The organism is Lactiplantibacillus sp. C232 (assembly GCF_023806725.1).
GTDB classification, from domain to species: Bacteria; Bacillota; Bacilli; order Lactobacillales; family Lactobacillaceae; genus Lactiplantibacillus; species Lactiplantibacillus plantarum.
Genome location: NZ_JAMSKZ010000002.1, coordinates 222291 through 236625, shown reverse-complemented (window position 1 = coordinate 236625; position 14335 = coordinate 222291). Strand labels below are relative to the sequence as shown.

Sequence of the window (14335 nt, the reverse complement as noted above, 5' to 3'; positions counted from 1 at the left end):
TCAGCTAATTGGACTGGTCAGCAACTTTAGTCACCGCCGTATTGGTGACATATTTAATTAATACTGGTTGACCATCAACTGTCAGCTTGCCATCCACAACTTCAGTAGGACCATCTGTTAACAGATTTTGATAGCTACCAGCTGCTAGCTTAGTCGCAACTGCTGTGACCTGACCTTTTAACGGAATCCAGGCTGTTAACGCTTCGCCAGCCGCACGGTAAGTAATCTTAACGATACCTTCTTCTACGACTGCCAATTGGTAGTCCGCAGCACGCAGTAATGGTAGTTGCTTAATAGTCACTAGCTTTTGAATCAGTGGTGTCACGTCCCCATGACGATCTGCAACCATGGTGTCCCGATCGAACAATGATGGTTGGTGTTCGGCCAAAAATTCTTGCCCGTTATAGATTAACGGAATACCACGTTGCATGAAGATCCAGGTCAAGTTATTAACGGCTTCAGCTTTGCTGTGCATCAAGCTCATCATGCGTGCATTATCATGATTTTCCAAGAAGCGCATCTTGACATAATTACCAGGGAAAGTGGCATCTTGGCGTTGTAACAAGTCAACATACCGTTCGACCGTACTGCGTCCTTGCCAGTAATCTTTAAAATCACCGAAGACGTCGTAATCGTATGTCATATCAAAAGCTTGATAAAGTTCACTGTCAGACAGACCCGTGTAGCCTTGTGACCGCAGTTCCTCAATAAAACCACTGCCGGCTGACTCCGCTAACCATAACGTTTCCGGGTACTTCGCATTAACCTGTTTCCGCGCTTCAAGCCAGAAATCAAGTGGCACTAATGGCGCAACATCACAACGGTAACCGTCCACAAACTGGCTCCAATACAAGAGTGTGTCGATTTGATACTGCCACAACTCATGGTGACCATAGTCTAAGTCTTTAACGTCACTCCAGTCGCCGACCTTATTCGTCAACTGACCATCCGCGTCGTGATAAAACCACTCTGGATGTTCGGTTGCTAAGACTGAATCAGGCGAAGTGTGATTATAGACAATGTCTAACATCACTTTCATTCCTAATTCATGCGCCCTATCCGTGAGTGCTTTAAAGTCAGCTAAAGTCCCGTATTCCGGATTGATCCCACGGTAGTCCTTGATTGCATATGGCGAACCAAGTGTCCCCTTACGGTTGACCTCACCGATCGGATTGATTGGCAGTAGCCACAAAATATCGGTTCCTAAATCCTTAATTCGTTGTAAGTCAGCAGTTACGCCAGCAAAATTACCAGCTTCTGAGTAGTTTCTAACAAAGACTGAGTAAATCATCTCATTGCGTAATTGCGTTTGCGTATCGCGTGCCATTAATCTTCCTCATTTCTATGCTTACTAATTGACCTAAAGCAACATGGTTTGGTCAACTTCCGGATCTTTGAATTTTGTTTTCAGATATACCCACAACACAACGAAGGCCAAGCTGAGGGACTGCACGGTCAATTCGATAGTGACATCAAAATGAATTAAGCCAATCACCATCGCTAACAGACTCCCAATCCCCATCATCATCAACGTTAAGTTAACGCCTTCGCGGAAATTCCGAATATGCGTGATCTTATTATGTCGTGACAAGAATAAGAAGAACGCCGCCCCATTTACGAGGATCAGGTTGACCCCCACAATAATTAATCCAAGTGCCATGAGCATAAATAGACCAATCATCACTTTATTGCTTTGATACCAAGAATTAACCAGAAACGCATGAGCGTTTGTCTTTAAGTTATGGCCTGGCACATACTTGGCTTTAAATTCACTACCGACCGATTTCACTTGAAACGTACTAGCATGTAAATTAATGACATTCTTGCGTCCTGCCATATCATCGTTCGTGAGATCGAAGCCTGCAACATTATCCTTAGTTTTAATAATGATTTGATGTTTGACATCCTTGAACCGCTGATCACGGTAGTTCGCAGTTTTCATTGCCGTTTGCATCTGATCACTGACCATCATTTTATCAATGTGTGGTAAAAATGGTGACAGATTAAAATTCGTTTGGTGATTATAGTAAAACGGAATCGGCATGACCATTACCGCGGTCAAAAAGATAAATAAAACAATAATCTGTAACCAATTAAACTGATCACGGTTGGCAAACATTCTTCGAGGTGAGAAGAGGCTGCCAAAAAACCGGACCGGAAAGGCGGTTGTTTTGTTTTTCGTACTCTGCATCTAATTTCACCCCTACTAATATTTGAGTTAACCCTTGCTGCCACCAGCGAGCAATCCTGAAACGAAGAACCGCTGTAAGTAGAAGAACAAGGCAGCAATTGGTAACGCGACTAAGATTGCCCCCGCTGAGAAGAGCACAACTTGTTGATTTTGAGCGTTATTAATGAATGTCTGGAGCCCTACGGCAACCGTATAATGTGATTCAGACGTCAATAAGAACTTCGCCATCAGGTAATCTTGAACTGGTGACATGAAGGCCCATAACGCTTGAACCGCAATCATTGGTTTAACTAATGGTAAGACAATTGACCAGAAAATCTTGAAATTACCAGCACCATCCAACTTAGCTGATTCATCCAAATCATACGGAACATTGTCAAAGTAACCTTTCATCAGCCAAGTGTTCTGTGGGATCCCACCACCAATGTAAATTGCGGTCAAGAACCAGTAATGGTCCAAAGCGTTCAACATGTTAGCTAAGACGTAGTAAGCAGTCAAAGCGGCCATGGTTGGTACCATTTGAATTACGATGAAAAACGTTAGACTGAACTTTTTACCAGCAAAACGGTAACGACTATAAACATAGCCGGCTAACGTCACAACGATGACTTGAATGACCATACATGAGACTGAAATAATCATGGTATTCAAATACCAGCTACCATACAGGGTTTGCGTAAATAAGTTCTTAAAGTTAACCAACGTCCACTTACCACCAAAATCAAGGACGAAGGCTTGCACGTTAGCATCCTTAAACGCCGTGATGAATGTGATCAAAACGGGATAAATAATAATAATTCCGAGAATGACCATATACAGATACGTAAAGAATTCTTTCCAGAAACGGTGCCGACGCGCGCTATTTTGCTTTGAATTGGCATTCTTAGGTGCCACTGCTTGTGCATTATCCATAACACTAGTCCCCCATTTCAAACGCGTGGGTCTTCTTGAAGACAATCAATGAGATCCCGATAACTAAGACGGAAATAATCAACGTAACGGCCGCGGCCAATGAATACTGTGGTGACGTCCCCGTTGTTAACTTGTAGATCCATGAGATCAGGATATCCGTCCCACCGGCGTTAGCACCGACATCACCAGGGCCACCTTGGTTAAACAGATAGATCATCGAGAAGTTATTGAAGTTAAACGTATACTGCGTCACAAAGATTGGCGCTGCAATAGCAAAAATCGTTGGCAACGTAATCTTGTTGAACTTTTGCATTACTGTCGCACCATCTAGCGTTGCGGCTTCGTAGAGATCTTCTGGAATCGCTTGCAGTATACCAGTAATCATAACGTAAATGTACGGGAATCCTAACCAACCTTGAATCATAATAATAGCAACTTTAGTCCAGAACGTATCCGTCATCCAGTGGATCGGCGCAATGTGAGCAAATGGAACTAACGTATTCCATAAGCCGATGGCCTGCACATTGATCGCACCAGCTGAATCATTAAAAATGTTTGAAAAACTCATAATTGATACAAACGCTGGAATCGCCCAAGGAAGCAAGAAAATCACTCCGAAGAAGCGCTTACCTTTGATGAAGTTTTGATTAGCAATTACTGCGGTGGCAATCCCAATAATAATTTGTAACGTGGTTGCACATACGGTCCAAATAACGGTCCAACCAAAAACAGCGTTGAAGGTTGCCCGGTAACTACTCAAGAAGAACATTGATGTGAAGTTTTTGAACCCAATCCAATCCAATAACATAGCTGGTGGAATATGCGCAAAATCATAGTTCGTAAAAGCCATCAGTAGTGTAACCAATACTGGGAACACAATCGTAAAAACCATTAAAATATAGGCCGGTGTGGTTAATAAATAAGCAAAGCCACCATCTACTAAACTCGCACCTAACTCTTTAAACGTATGGGAGACCTTTTTACCATTATTAATTAACTGTGCAACGTGTTTCGCATCGTAAAGGTTTGCAATATAAAATACGATAAACACAATTGTCAATAGAATCTGCAACGTCCCATAGATCATCATGAACAAAGAGTTGTCTTCCATTGAGACTGAACCCAATGTGACTAAATTGGCAAATGCGCTAAAGCCCCCGAAGATGAACTCAGCAATAAATGCCAATAGAATAATAATGAAGCCAACACCTTTTATGGTCTGACCGTTATACAGCTGACCGAGCCCGGGAATAATTGACAGGCGTTGCGCTTTCTTTACATCCTTGACTTGCATGTCGCCCGCACCCCTTTCCTAAATAAATTCTAAATATCGTGCATTTTTCCTTTTAAAAAGGCTGAGACAAAACGAATTTTGTTTCAGCCCCCTTAAATTACAATTTTAATTACTTATCATACTTTTGTGAGATATTAGTTAAGATCGTCTTTTGCGCTTTATTAGCAGCTTGCTTTGGTGTCATCTTGCCGCTAGCAGCATTGGTAACCATCGTTTGTGCTGGTGTCCAAACTTCTGACATTTGTGGTAAGTTGATCAAAGGAACATCCTTGTCGTATTGCTTTGAAACGGCCGTAGCCATGTCATCGCCAGTACTTACAGCTTCCTTACGAGCAGCTGTGTTTGCTGGAATTTCACTAGCAGACTTGTAAAGCTTGTTTTGGTTAGTCTTGTTAGAGATGAAGTCTAACCAAGCTTGTGCAGCAGTCTTATGCTTAGAGTAGTTTGAGATTGCCCAAGCTTTACCACCGGCAAACGCTTGATAATCTTTGCCGTTATTCAACTTAGGTAAAACAGCAACACCATAATCGATATTAGACTTCTTGTAAGTTGCAGCCATCCAAGGGCCATCAATAACAGCAGCAGTCTTATTAGACGTAAATTGTGAGGTCACAAAGTTTTCGTTAGAAGTGACATTTTGCATCCCACTTGGCCAGTACTTCGTAAACCACTTCGTCATGTAAGTTAAACCTTCAACGGCGCCAGAATTGTTCAAGCCCATCTTCTTGGCGTTCGTATTGCCATCAGCAAAGACGTAACCACCATAACCTTTGATGACACCAAAGGCATTGTAGAAGTTTGTCCATTGAGTCAAGAAGGCAACTGACTTAGTCTTATCATTAGCGTAAGCATACTTCTTGTCAGAAGCTAACTTTTCAAGTTCCTTGAAGTTCTTAGGTGCAGTCTTGATTAGCTTCTTGTTGTAGTACAGAACGTCAGATTCGATCGTTACAGGCGCTGCATAAACCTTATTCTTATAAGTAACAGATTTCTTCCCCGTTGCGTTGTAACGACCACTGGTCAACTTGACTGTTGATAGTTGACCTTGTGACGCCATTTGACCAACCCGGTCGTATGGTGCCATTAAAACATCAGGACCCTTGCCGGAAGGACCATCCAGCTTCAAAGCATCGTCTTCATCAAGCATGGCCTTGTATGAAACCTTAACCTTAACGTTGTACTTCTTTTCAAACTTTGGAATCACCGATTTCATGTATGACTTATATGAAGGATCCGCTGAAACCTTTAACGTCTTGTCCATCTTTGAACTACTAGATGAAGATTTACTATTACCACAACCTACGAGCGTGAGTGCTAAACCAGTGGCTAGGGCACCCATCCCCAACTTTTTCCAAGTACTCATAGTGCTTCCTCCTTGCGAAGTATCTTAATTCATTTACCATAATTTATTATGCAACTGTGCAAACGCTTTCGCAAGCGTTTTCGTAATGTTAACGTTAACAGAATCATACCAAAAATAAATCCTAACGCTTAAAAACGTTAGGATTTATTGGTCCATCAACCTTTATACCAATTTATATAAAGATTGATAAGTTAATTAAAATACATCACATGATTTATATATACCAATTTTAGGATAATCATGCACTCACATTGCTTATGCCGATTTAACGACTAAGCTACTCCAAGCTGGTAACGTCACTTGGCGTCCCCTATATGTTGCACCACCCTGTACAAGCAACACTTTACCACCAACAAACGGCAACAGATACGTTTGCGCTTGCGCACTTAAATTACAAACTATCGCTGCTTGTTTTTGACCATCATCAATGAGGTAGGTAAAGAGTTGTTCAGCACTTCCGAGCATAATGAACTGACCATTAGTAAAGGGTGCGCACTGCTTTAGCTGCAGCAACTGTTGATAATAGTGATAAATACTGTCGGGGTCAGCGATTTCTGCTTGCGCATTCATGTCATCAGTATCACCATGTTTCCATGGTAAGTGGTCAGAGAAACCATGATAAACCGTATTGTCCCATTGCATGGGGCCGCGCCCCGCCATTTTATGAGTTTGATTCAACATCCGCATGATTTCCACCTTAGACTTACCAGCGGCTTGAGCGCTCGCAACAAAGGTGGGTACCGTCTGGTCTTCAAAGTCCGCAATATCATGATAACGGATATTTGTTAATCCTAATTCTTCCCCATAATAAATAATGGGAATGCCACGCTGCAAATACAGGGCCGTCGCTAACGCCTTGGCACTTGCTTGCGGATAATCAGGATCACCGTAACGCGTGGCGACCCGAGCCATATCATGATTATTCCAGTAAAGTGTTGGTAGACTGGTGTCTGCTAAAGCCGCTTGAATACCGACCGTATTTTGCTTATAGGCCGTCACATCCATCGGTCGGGGCTGAAATGTGTCGGAGAAGCTCGGATCATCCTGGGTATTGTCGTCCGCAAAAGTTCTGAACGTAATCACTTGATCACACTCATCCGTACCTGGTGTCGTATAGTCGACCATCAAATGGGGGTCAGCGGATGACGCTTCACCGACGACGTACGTATCCGGGTGCTTAGCTTTGATTACGGCGACAAAGTCGTGTAAGTACTGATGCACTTTCGGTAAGTGGGCATAAAACATATCGCTAATGATGGGTGTCGAATCACCAGTCCGATTTGGATAAGTTTGGCGAAAATCTGCTTTAGCCAGATGAATAAACGCATCTAACCGGAGACCATCAATCCCCTTTTCAACCCAAAACTCAGCAACATCACGCATCGCCTGTTGCACTGCCGGATTCTTCCAATTGAGGTCCGGCATCCGTTTATCAAACAAGTGGAAATAATACTGTGAGCCGCCTGCCGGATCCTTCGCCCAAACACTGCCACCGAAAAATGAGCCCCAGTTGTTTGGGCGCCCACCATCGGCTGCGGGATCTTGCCATAAATAGTAGTCCCGATACTTACTCTGTGGATCAGCGAGAGCTTGCTTGAACCATGGATGCTGATCTGAAGTATGATTCAAGACAAAGTCAAAGATAAGATACATGCCGTGCTCATGGACCGTTTTAATGAGCGTCTCAACGTCCGTCATGGTCCCTAAGCTCGAATCAACTTGGTAGTAATCCGAAACATCGTAGCCATTATCAACCTGGGGTGATTGATAAATTGGGTTTAACCATATCGTGGTAATCCCAAGTTGCTTCAAATAGGGAATCTTCGCGGTAATTCCCGGAATATCACCAATGCCATCGTGATTACTATCGTTAAAACTCTTAGGATATATTTGATAAATCGTTTGTTGATCATACCAATGCTTGCTCATCTATCCAGACTCCTCTTTAACGGGTCGATTCAGCCACCGACAACCGTGAATTAATGATGATTTTTTCTTGATCATGCCGCCCGCGAGAACGATCAGTATGGTTGATATTAGCCAATAATAGCCGTGCAGCAGCTCGTCCCATTGCTTCAAGCGGTTGCTTCATCGTTGTCAACCGTTTGGCTGCAATCTGATTTAATAACACGCCATCAAAACCGATAATGCCATATTCTATGGGAACGCGACCACCTTGATTAATAATTGCCGTTTCAACGCCGATCGCCAACCGATCACTTGCACAAATAAACGCCGTATTACGTGGAAAACCAGACCAATGGCTCTTCACATACGCAGTTGCAACGTGTGAATGATTGGCTAATCGAATAATCTGAGCGCTAATATGATGTGTCGTGACGTACTCTCGAAAACCTCGTTCACGATCTAGCTCAAACGGTTCGGCAATAGCGATACCAATAAAGACAAGATGCGTATAGCCCTGTTCCGCGGCATAACGTGTACTTTCCCAGACCGCCTGATAATTATTAGTATCAACGTAGTCGTATCCCTGACGATTGCTACCAACAAAGACGACTGGCTGATTAAGACGTTCGACCCATGCGTAATCGGCTTGCCGAATACCAGTCAAAATATAGCCATCACATTCGCCAACCTCATAGCTATTGCGCGTCGCAATCTGCAAGGCGTATTGATGTTGATTCAATTCATTCGCAATCCCCGCGAGCAACATCATGTAATAGGGTTCCGTCGTGTCCATGTCTTCAAAAATCGTTAATTTTACAACCCGGGTTCTCCGCCCTACTAGCGCTCGCGCTGCCGCATTCGGATGATAGTCTAGCTGTGTCATCACATTTAAAATCATCTCTCGAAGCTCAGGACGAACCTGTTCCGGATGATTAATGACTCGTGAAACTGTCATTTTTGAGACATTAGCTTTTTTCGCGACATCGTTTAGCGTTATCATAATCAAAATACCCCCCTAACTTACTACTGTAAGGACTTGATTTGGTGGACGGAATGGCGTTTAACAATTTGATGAGGCACAATTACTGCCGTTGATAATTCATCAGCAGGATGGTCAGCCATCGCAATCTTGGCCGCTTCTTCACCTAAACGCTGTGGAAAGACCGCAATCGATGTCAGCATCGGGTGCGCTAAATCAGAAAAAATGGAGTTATTAAAACCAATCAGTGAGAATTGTTTAACTTTCCAGTTCGGATCATTATGGAGAACCTGTTGTAATTTCAACGCCAACATATCATCTACGGCCACAAACCCGGTAACATCTGGATACTGTTCAAAAAACTTATGTAGTGTTTTAACACCCGCCGCATGAGTCTCAAACCGTTCTTCCAACATAATATTTGGTAACTGATTTTGCATCATTACACGTTGATAGCCAAGCATCCGATCACTTTGCACCATCCGTGATAAATCCGAATACAAAAACCCAATGCGCCGGTGTCCATGATCAATTAGATATTGGGCTGCATCCGTTCCGGCTTGGATATTATCATTATCAACATACGATGTTTTATTGACGTCTTGGTAAGGTTTACCAATCACAACGTATTGGACATCAAATTGCTTCAAGCGCTCAACAACTGGGTCATTTTTTTCAGAATACAGTAAAATAAAAGTTTTGATATGGCCTTGTGCAATCATGACATCAATATTATGCACCAGTTCATCACTTGAAATCCCCGTTGCTAGCGTTGTCATTGCGCCATTCTTACTACAAACTTCATTGATACCCCGAATCATCTCTAAGAAAAATGGGTTAGAAAAGATTTCGTGATGATCTACTGGTAGTACCACCCCGATTGTATTACTAGCCTTAGTTGCTAAATTCTGCGCATTAAAATCCGGCGCGTAATTTAACTCCCGCGCCGCTTTAATGACCTTGTCACGTGTTGGCTTACTGATAATCTTGCTACCATGCATTGCACGTGACGCTGTTGAAGGCGAAACACCTGCGCGCTGGGCAACATCTTTGATCGTTGCCATCATGATCCCCCCGATCTATTTGAATCCATCTCATTAAATATAAAACGTTTTCATCGTTATTGCAAGCGATTGCATAAACTTGCATTATTTATTTAATTATACTTTATAACAAAAAACTGCGCCCAACAAAATCGGCACAGTTGTGAGTATTTAACTAATAATTGTTTCCAGACCAGCTGCCAAAATACCACCAAGCAATGGACCAAACATTGGAACCCAGGCATAACCCCAATTAGCCAACCCTTTATTAGGAACCGGGAGAATCGTGTAGGCTAATCGTGGTGCCCAATCACGCGCCGGATTAATCGCAAAGCCTGTGGTTCCACCCAAGGTCTGACCAACGACAACAATGAGCAGCCCCACCATCAATGGCTTTAATCCCTGGGTAAAGTTACCGAGATTCAACAACACGAAGATAAAGAAGAAGGTCGCAATCGTTTCGCTTAGAAAATTAAATACCGGGTTACTGATGGCTGGACCAGTTGCAAAAATGCCAACTTGATTGCCATCTGCCGCCGTTTTGGCAGCTTGAAAGTGTGGGTAGTACTGAATAATAACGATTACCGCGCCGATAAAGGCCCCTAAGAACTGGCCTAATAAGTACGGCCAAACGTTAGCCATTGGCAAATAACCGAATAACGCAAAACCAACTGTCACCGCTGGATTTAGATGACCATCCGAACCAAATTGTCCGGCAACATAGACCCCAAACGTAACGGCTAGGCCCCACGCCAAGCAAATAAACGTCCAATTCTGATGGCGTGCATAATTACCCTTTAAATTCATGGCGGCACCACTACCAACCCCAAATACAATTAACACCATGGTACCTAAAAATTCACCTAAAAAACCGTGCATGTTTCGTCACCATCCTACTTGATTTTTAATGGCGCTAATTGAGCTTCGACATCCGCAAGTGGCACAGCCGCCTGTAATAGCGATGCGGCCGTGTAGGCACTCTCAATGAGTGCCGTATCATATAAATGGACCGTTTTATCACTCATTTCAATGGCCATTTCCAGATTCATTTTGGCACTACCAAGATCATAAAAGGCCAAGAGTTCATCCGCATGATTTGCATCAAACGCTTGTGTAATTTTGGTCAGGCTGGTTCCGACTTGATTGTCATCCGTACCACCAGCAATCGTAATCGAAACGTCCTGGGCAACTTGCCCTAACAAACGCTGAATACCTGCGGCAATTTCTGGGACGTGTGAAACAACTACAATTCCTAAACTCATAAGATTCCCTCCGTATCCAGTAACGTTGTAAATAAATAACCACTCGAGACAGCACCTGGATCAAGGTGTCCCACTGAACGTTCACCTAGATAGGATGCTCGCCCTTTTTTAGCCACCATCGGTTCGGTGCTAGCAACTGCATCATCGATAACATCCTGCGTCAATTCGCCCGCTTGGACCGCCTGAACAACCGGCGCCCACACATCAATCAGCGTCTTATCGCCGGTTGTCGCGCCACCCCGCTTTTCAATCCCAGCTAATGCAGCGGCCAACAATCCACCTAAATCGCTATCAATCTTACTTTGCTTTGCCATTTCTAAGAAAGCTGTTCCGTACAATGGTCCAGAAGCACCACCGACTTTGCTAATCAATGCCATCGCCGTTGCTTGAAATAGTTTAGTTATGTCTGCTGGTTGCGTGGCAAGTGCTGCCTTAACTGCTGCTAGGCCCCGAGCCATATTACCCCCATGGTCACCATCGCCAATCGGCGTATCTAATTCACTTAGGTAACTTTGGTGTTGTTCAATCTGATCAGCAAACTTATTCAGCCATACTGTTGTGTTCTCAACTGTTAACATTCTCAATTCCTCCTTATGACCACGCGATTGTTTTGACCGGGTACTGTAAGTAATCTAGCCATTGAGATTCAGCAACATCGAATATCGTCAGTGAAATACCGGCCATATCAATCGAAGTCATATAATTACCAACCTTCATAAAGGCCGGTTGAATGTGCCGTGTTGCCAGTTCATCCAACAAGTCATGGCAAAAGACATACTGATCCATCAATGGCGTCGCTCCCATACCATTAACCAAGAACGCATACTGATGATCTGACTGTAGGTGTAATTCATCATCTAATTTACCTAGCAATTCCTGAACAAGTTGTTTGGATGGCTTGATTTTTTCGCGCCGATAACCTGGTTCGCTATGGATTCCGACGCCAAACTCGATTTCATCATCTGCCAATTCAAAGCCAGGTTTGCCGACTTCCGGAACCGTCGCTGCGGATAATGCGACCGCAATCGTTTTAATCCGTGGTAAAACATGCGTTGCTAAACTTTCTAAATCATCCAAATCAACGCCTTGATCCGCGGCCGCCCCAAGTATCTTATGCATAAAGATAGTGCCGGCAACCCCGCGACGACCCTGAGTATATAAACTATCCTTAACAGCAATGTCATCATCAACGACAATCGATTTAACTTGAATATCATCTAATTCAGCCATATCTTTCGCCATATCGAAATTCATGACATCACCAGAATAATTCTTCACGACTAAGAAAACGCCCTTACCTTGATCGACAGCCTTAATTGCCGCATAAATTTGGTCTGGCGTCGGTGAGGTGAAAACCTGTCCTGCCACGGCAGCGCTGAGCATGCCAGGGCCAACAAAGCCGGCGTGGGCGGGCTCATGACCACTCCCGCCACCACTAACAATTCCAACTTTTCCCTGCATTGAATCTTGATCACTACGAACCATTGCTTCGGTATCCGGTAATTTAGTTAAATACTGAGGATAGGCACGTACTAACCCATCAACCATTTCGTCGACGACATTCTTGGGATCATTAATTATTTTTTTCATTTTTGTTGTCCTTCCTTTCTCGAATTAACACGTTAATTGTAAATGAATCCGCTTTCAAAAATAATGGACAGTTTCGTTATTTTGTCCGCCAGCTTCTGACAAGCATGGTCATTCGAATGCGTTATAATAAAATCAAATTAACAATATAAGAAGGTGTTCCCATGCAAATCATTAATGAACCTCAAAATGCCCTGAGTCAAGCAACTCAGGGCATTCAATGGGCCTATCCAAATTTAACATGGGTACCAAATACATTCGGATGTTACGACAGCAACTTTCAAGATGATCAGATTCCGTTAATTGCTGGTGGGGGCAGCGGTCACGATCCGGCACACTGGGGTTATGTTGGGCCTGGTATGTTAACTGCCGCAATCATGGGAACGGTTTTTCAACCCCCTACATCTCAAGAAATCGTTAAAGTCACAAAACAGGTGACACGCCAGCGTCGCGTTTTTTTCATTGTTAAAAATTTTCCAGCAGATGTTAGTGCGTTTACGGCTGCTCAACAACAACTGCAAAAGGAACATTGGCAAACTGGTCTATGTATTGTGGCAGACGATATTTCCGTGGATCATGAATCTTTAAAACAGCGCCGACGAGGAGTTGCTGGCACGATTTTAGTGCATAAAATTCTTGGTGCCGCTGCAGCTCAGGGGGCCTCTATCGCTGAATTGACCCACATCGCTGCCGCCCTAGTGCCAAACATTCACACGATTGGGGTTGCTGCTAGCGGCGCCCGCATTCCAGGACAGTCAACGGCATCGTTTAACTTGAATCCTGGTGAAATTTATTACGGTATCGGTATTCACGGGGAACCCGGTTATCGGCGTGAACCTTTTCAATCGTCAGAACGACTCGCACAGGAATTAATTAGTAAATTACGTCTCAACTTTAAGTGGCATGCTGACGACCATTACGCCGTTTTCGTTAACTCCCTCGGTGGGACAACGCCCATGGAACTCATGGTGTTCAATAATGATGTTCACGAATTACTCACCTTAGCCGCACTAACAATCGACTTCAACAAAGTGGGAACTTTTTTAACTGCTAACGGGATGCATGGGTTGTCATTAACCTTACTCAGCCTAGCCGACCCTGACTGGTTAACTGCTCTAAACCGACCCGTCAAAACTGCTGCTTGGCCTAACTAGTTCAAAATTTCGAGTGTCATTTCGATGGCCGCAATAGCGTGCTGAGAAAGCACCTCATAATCTTCAGGATGATTCGCAACGATATTATGCGTTAACGATTGTGCGATTCCCAAGCACAGCAACCAGATTAGGGCCGCCGTTTCTGTTGTATTGGCGTGCGTTAGTTCAGTCAATAACGTGGCTAAGTGGTTACCGACAAGTGCCGTCACGTCAATTTCATGCTGCGTGTTAATACATTCTGCATAAAATTGACGATTCGCATCTAACTCGTAACAAACTAGTTTAATAATGTCGATCCAAGGCAAATAATTCAGATTATGTTCAACCGTTTCAGTCAGGGTGTCATCAATAAACCAGGTTAATAATTCATATTTATCTTGAAAATAATCATAAAATGTTTGCCGTCTAAAATCGGCGGTGCTCATAATTGCCGTCACGGAAGTTCGGCTAAAGCCCCTCACTAGGACGACGTCATGAAAGGCTTGTGCAATTTTCTTTTTTGTAATGTATGCCATTCAAACGCCTCCATACTGCCTTTTATCAACATTGTAGCGATAACTGCAACCCATGTCCAACGGGAGCCATATTCCGGATTAATTGATCGCTAGGAGAAACGCTACATAACGTCATAGCGTTTCTCCT

14 protein-coding genes are annotated in these 14335 nt (G+C 43.6%); 1 reads left to right on the top strand and 13 read right to left on the bottom strand.

Translation table 11 applies throughout. From position 1 onward, the window contains the following. Positions 1–4 precede the first annotated feature (4 nt). The 12 genes from MZO41_RS03430 to dhaK all read right to left on the bottom strand — a co-directional run bounded on the left by MZO41_RS03430 (position 5) and on the right by dhaK (position 12542). Positions 5–1327 (bottom strand): alpha-amylase family glycosyl hydrolase, encoded by a 1323-nt coding sequence (locus MZO41_RS03430; protein ID WP_003641774.1) that lies wholly within the window; start codon positions 1325–1327, stop codon positions 5–7. Between the two features lie 33 nt (positions 1328–1360). Then, on the bottom strand, positions 1361–2191 hold the full coding sequence (locus tag MZO41_RS03425) for a DUF1189 domain-containing protein (protein ID WP_003641773.1): 831 nt from the start codon (positions 2189–2191) through the stop codon (positions 1361–1363). 27 nt (positions 2192–2218) lie between these two features. Next, a complete protein-coding gene (locus tag MZO41_RS03420) occupies positions 2219–3103 on the bottom strand; it encodes a sugar ABC transporter permease (protein WP_003641772.1) in 885 nt (294 codons plus the stop codon). Between the two features lie 4 nt (positions 3104–3107). Next, positions 3108–4397 carry an ABC transporter permease subunit gene (locus MZO41_RS03415; protein WP_022638084.1) on the bottom strand — a complete coding sequence of 430 codons (1290 nt, stop codon included), beginning with the start codon at positions 4395–4397 and terminating at the stop codon, positions 3108–3110. Between the two features lie 109 nt (positions 4398–4506). Further along, positions 4507–5760 carry an extracellular solute-binding protein gene (locus tag MZO41_RS03410; protein ID WP_003641770.1) on the bottom strand — a complete coding sequence of 418 codons (1254 nt, stop codon included), beginning with the start codon at positions 5758–5760 and terminating at the stop codon, positions 4507–4509. A 255-nt stretch (positions 5761–6015) separates the two neighbouring features. Further along, positions 6016–7689 carry an alpha-glucosidase gene (locus tag MZO41_RS03405; RefSeq protein ID WP_003641769.1) on the bottom strand — a complete coding sequence of 558 codons (1674 nt, stop codon included), beginning with the start codon at positions 7687–7689 and terminating at the stop codon, positions 6016–6018. A gap of 16 nt (positions 7690–7705) precedes the next feature. Further along, positions 7706–8668, bottom strand: coding sequence for a LacI family DNA-binding transcriptional regulator (locus tag MZO41_RS03400; protein ID WP_003641768.1), 963 nt, complete (start codon positions 8666–8668; stop codon positions 7706–7708). Positions 8669–8691: 23 nt separating this feature from the next. Beyond that, positions 8692–9711, bottom strand: a complete 1020-nt coding sequence (locus MZO41_RS03395) for a LacI family DNA-binding transcriptional regulator (protein ID WP_003643677.1) — start codon at positions 9709–9711, stop codon at positions 8692–8694. Between the two features lie 150 nt (positions 9712–9861). Beyond that, the gene (locus tag MZO41_RS03390) at positions 9862–10569 is read right to left on the bottom strand and encodes an MIP/aquaporin family protein (RefSeq protein WP_003641766.1); all 708 of its coding nucleotides are present in this window, start codon (positions 10567–10569) and stop codon (positions 9862–9864) included. Positions 10570–10583: 14 nt separating this feature from the next. Then, entirely contained in the window at positions 10584–10952 is a 369-nt protein-coding gene (dhaM, locus tag MZO41_RS03385) for a dihydroxyacetone kinase phosphoryl donor subunit DhaM (protein WP_003641765.1), read from the bottom strand. After that, positions 10949–11530, bottom strand: coding sequence for a dihydroxyacetone kinase subunit DhaL (gene dhaL, locus MZO41_RS03380; RefSeq protein ID WP_003641764.1), 582 nt, complete (start codon positions 11528–11530; stop codon positions 10949–10951). Before dhaL ends, dhaM begins: the two co-directional genes overlap by 4 nt. A 13-nt stretch (positions 11531–11543) precedes the next feature. Then, positions 11544–12542: a dihydroxyacetone kinase subunit DhaK gene (dhaK, locus tag MZO41_RS03375; protein WP_003641763.1), complete on the bottom strand. Its 999-nt coding sequence runs from the start codon at positions 12540–12542 to the stop codon at positions 11544–11546. Positions 12543–12703: 161 nt separating this feature from the next. On the opposite strand from dhaK, the gene dhaQ reads away from it, so the two are divergent. Continuing rightward, positions 12704–13693 carry a DhaKLM operon coactivator DhaQ gene (gene dhaQ, locus MZO41_RS03370; RefSeq protein WP_003641762.1) on the top strand — a complete coding sequence of 330 codons (990 nt, stop codon included), beginning with the start codon at positions 12704–12706 and terminating at the stop codon, positions 13691–13693. Here dhaQ and dhaS read toward each other — a convergent pair. Beyond that, positions 13690–14208 (bottom strand): dihydroxyacetone kinase transcriptional activator DhaS, encoded by a 519-nt coding sequence (dhaS, locus tag MZO41_RS03365; protein ID WP_003641761.1) that lies wholly within the window; start codon positions 14206–14208, stop codon positions 13690–13692. The two genes, dhaQ and dhaS, sit on opposite strands and share 4 nt — an antisense overlap. Positions 14209–14335: the final 127 nt, after the last annotated feature.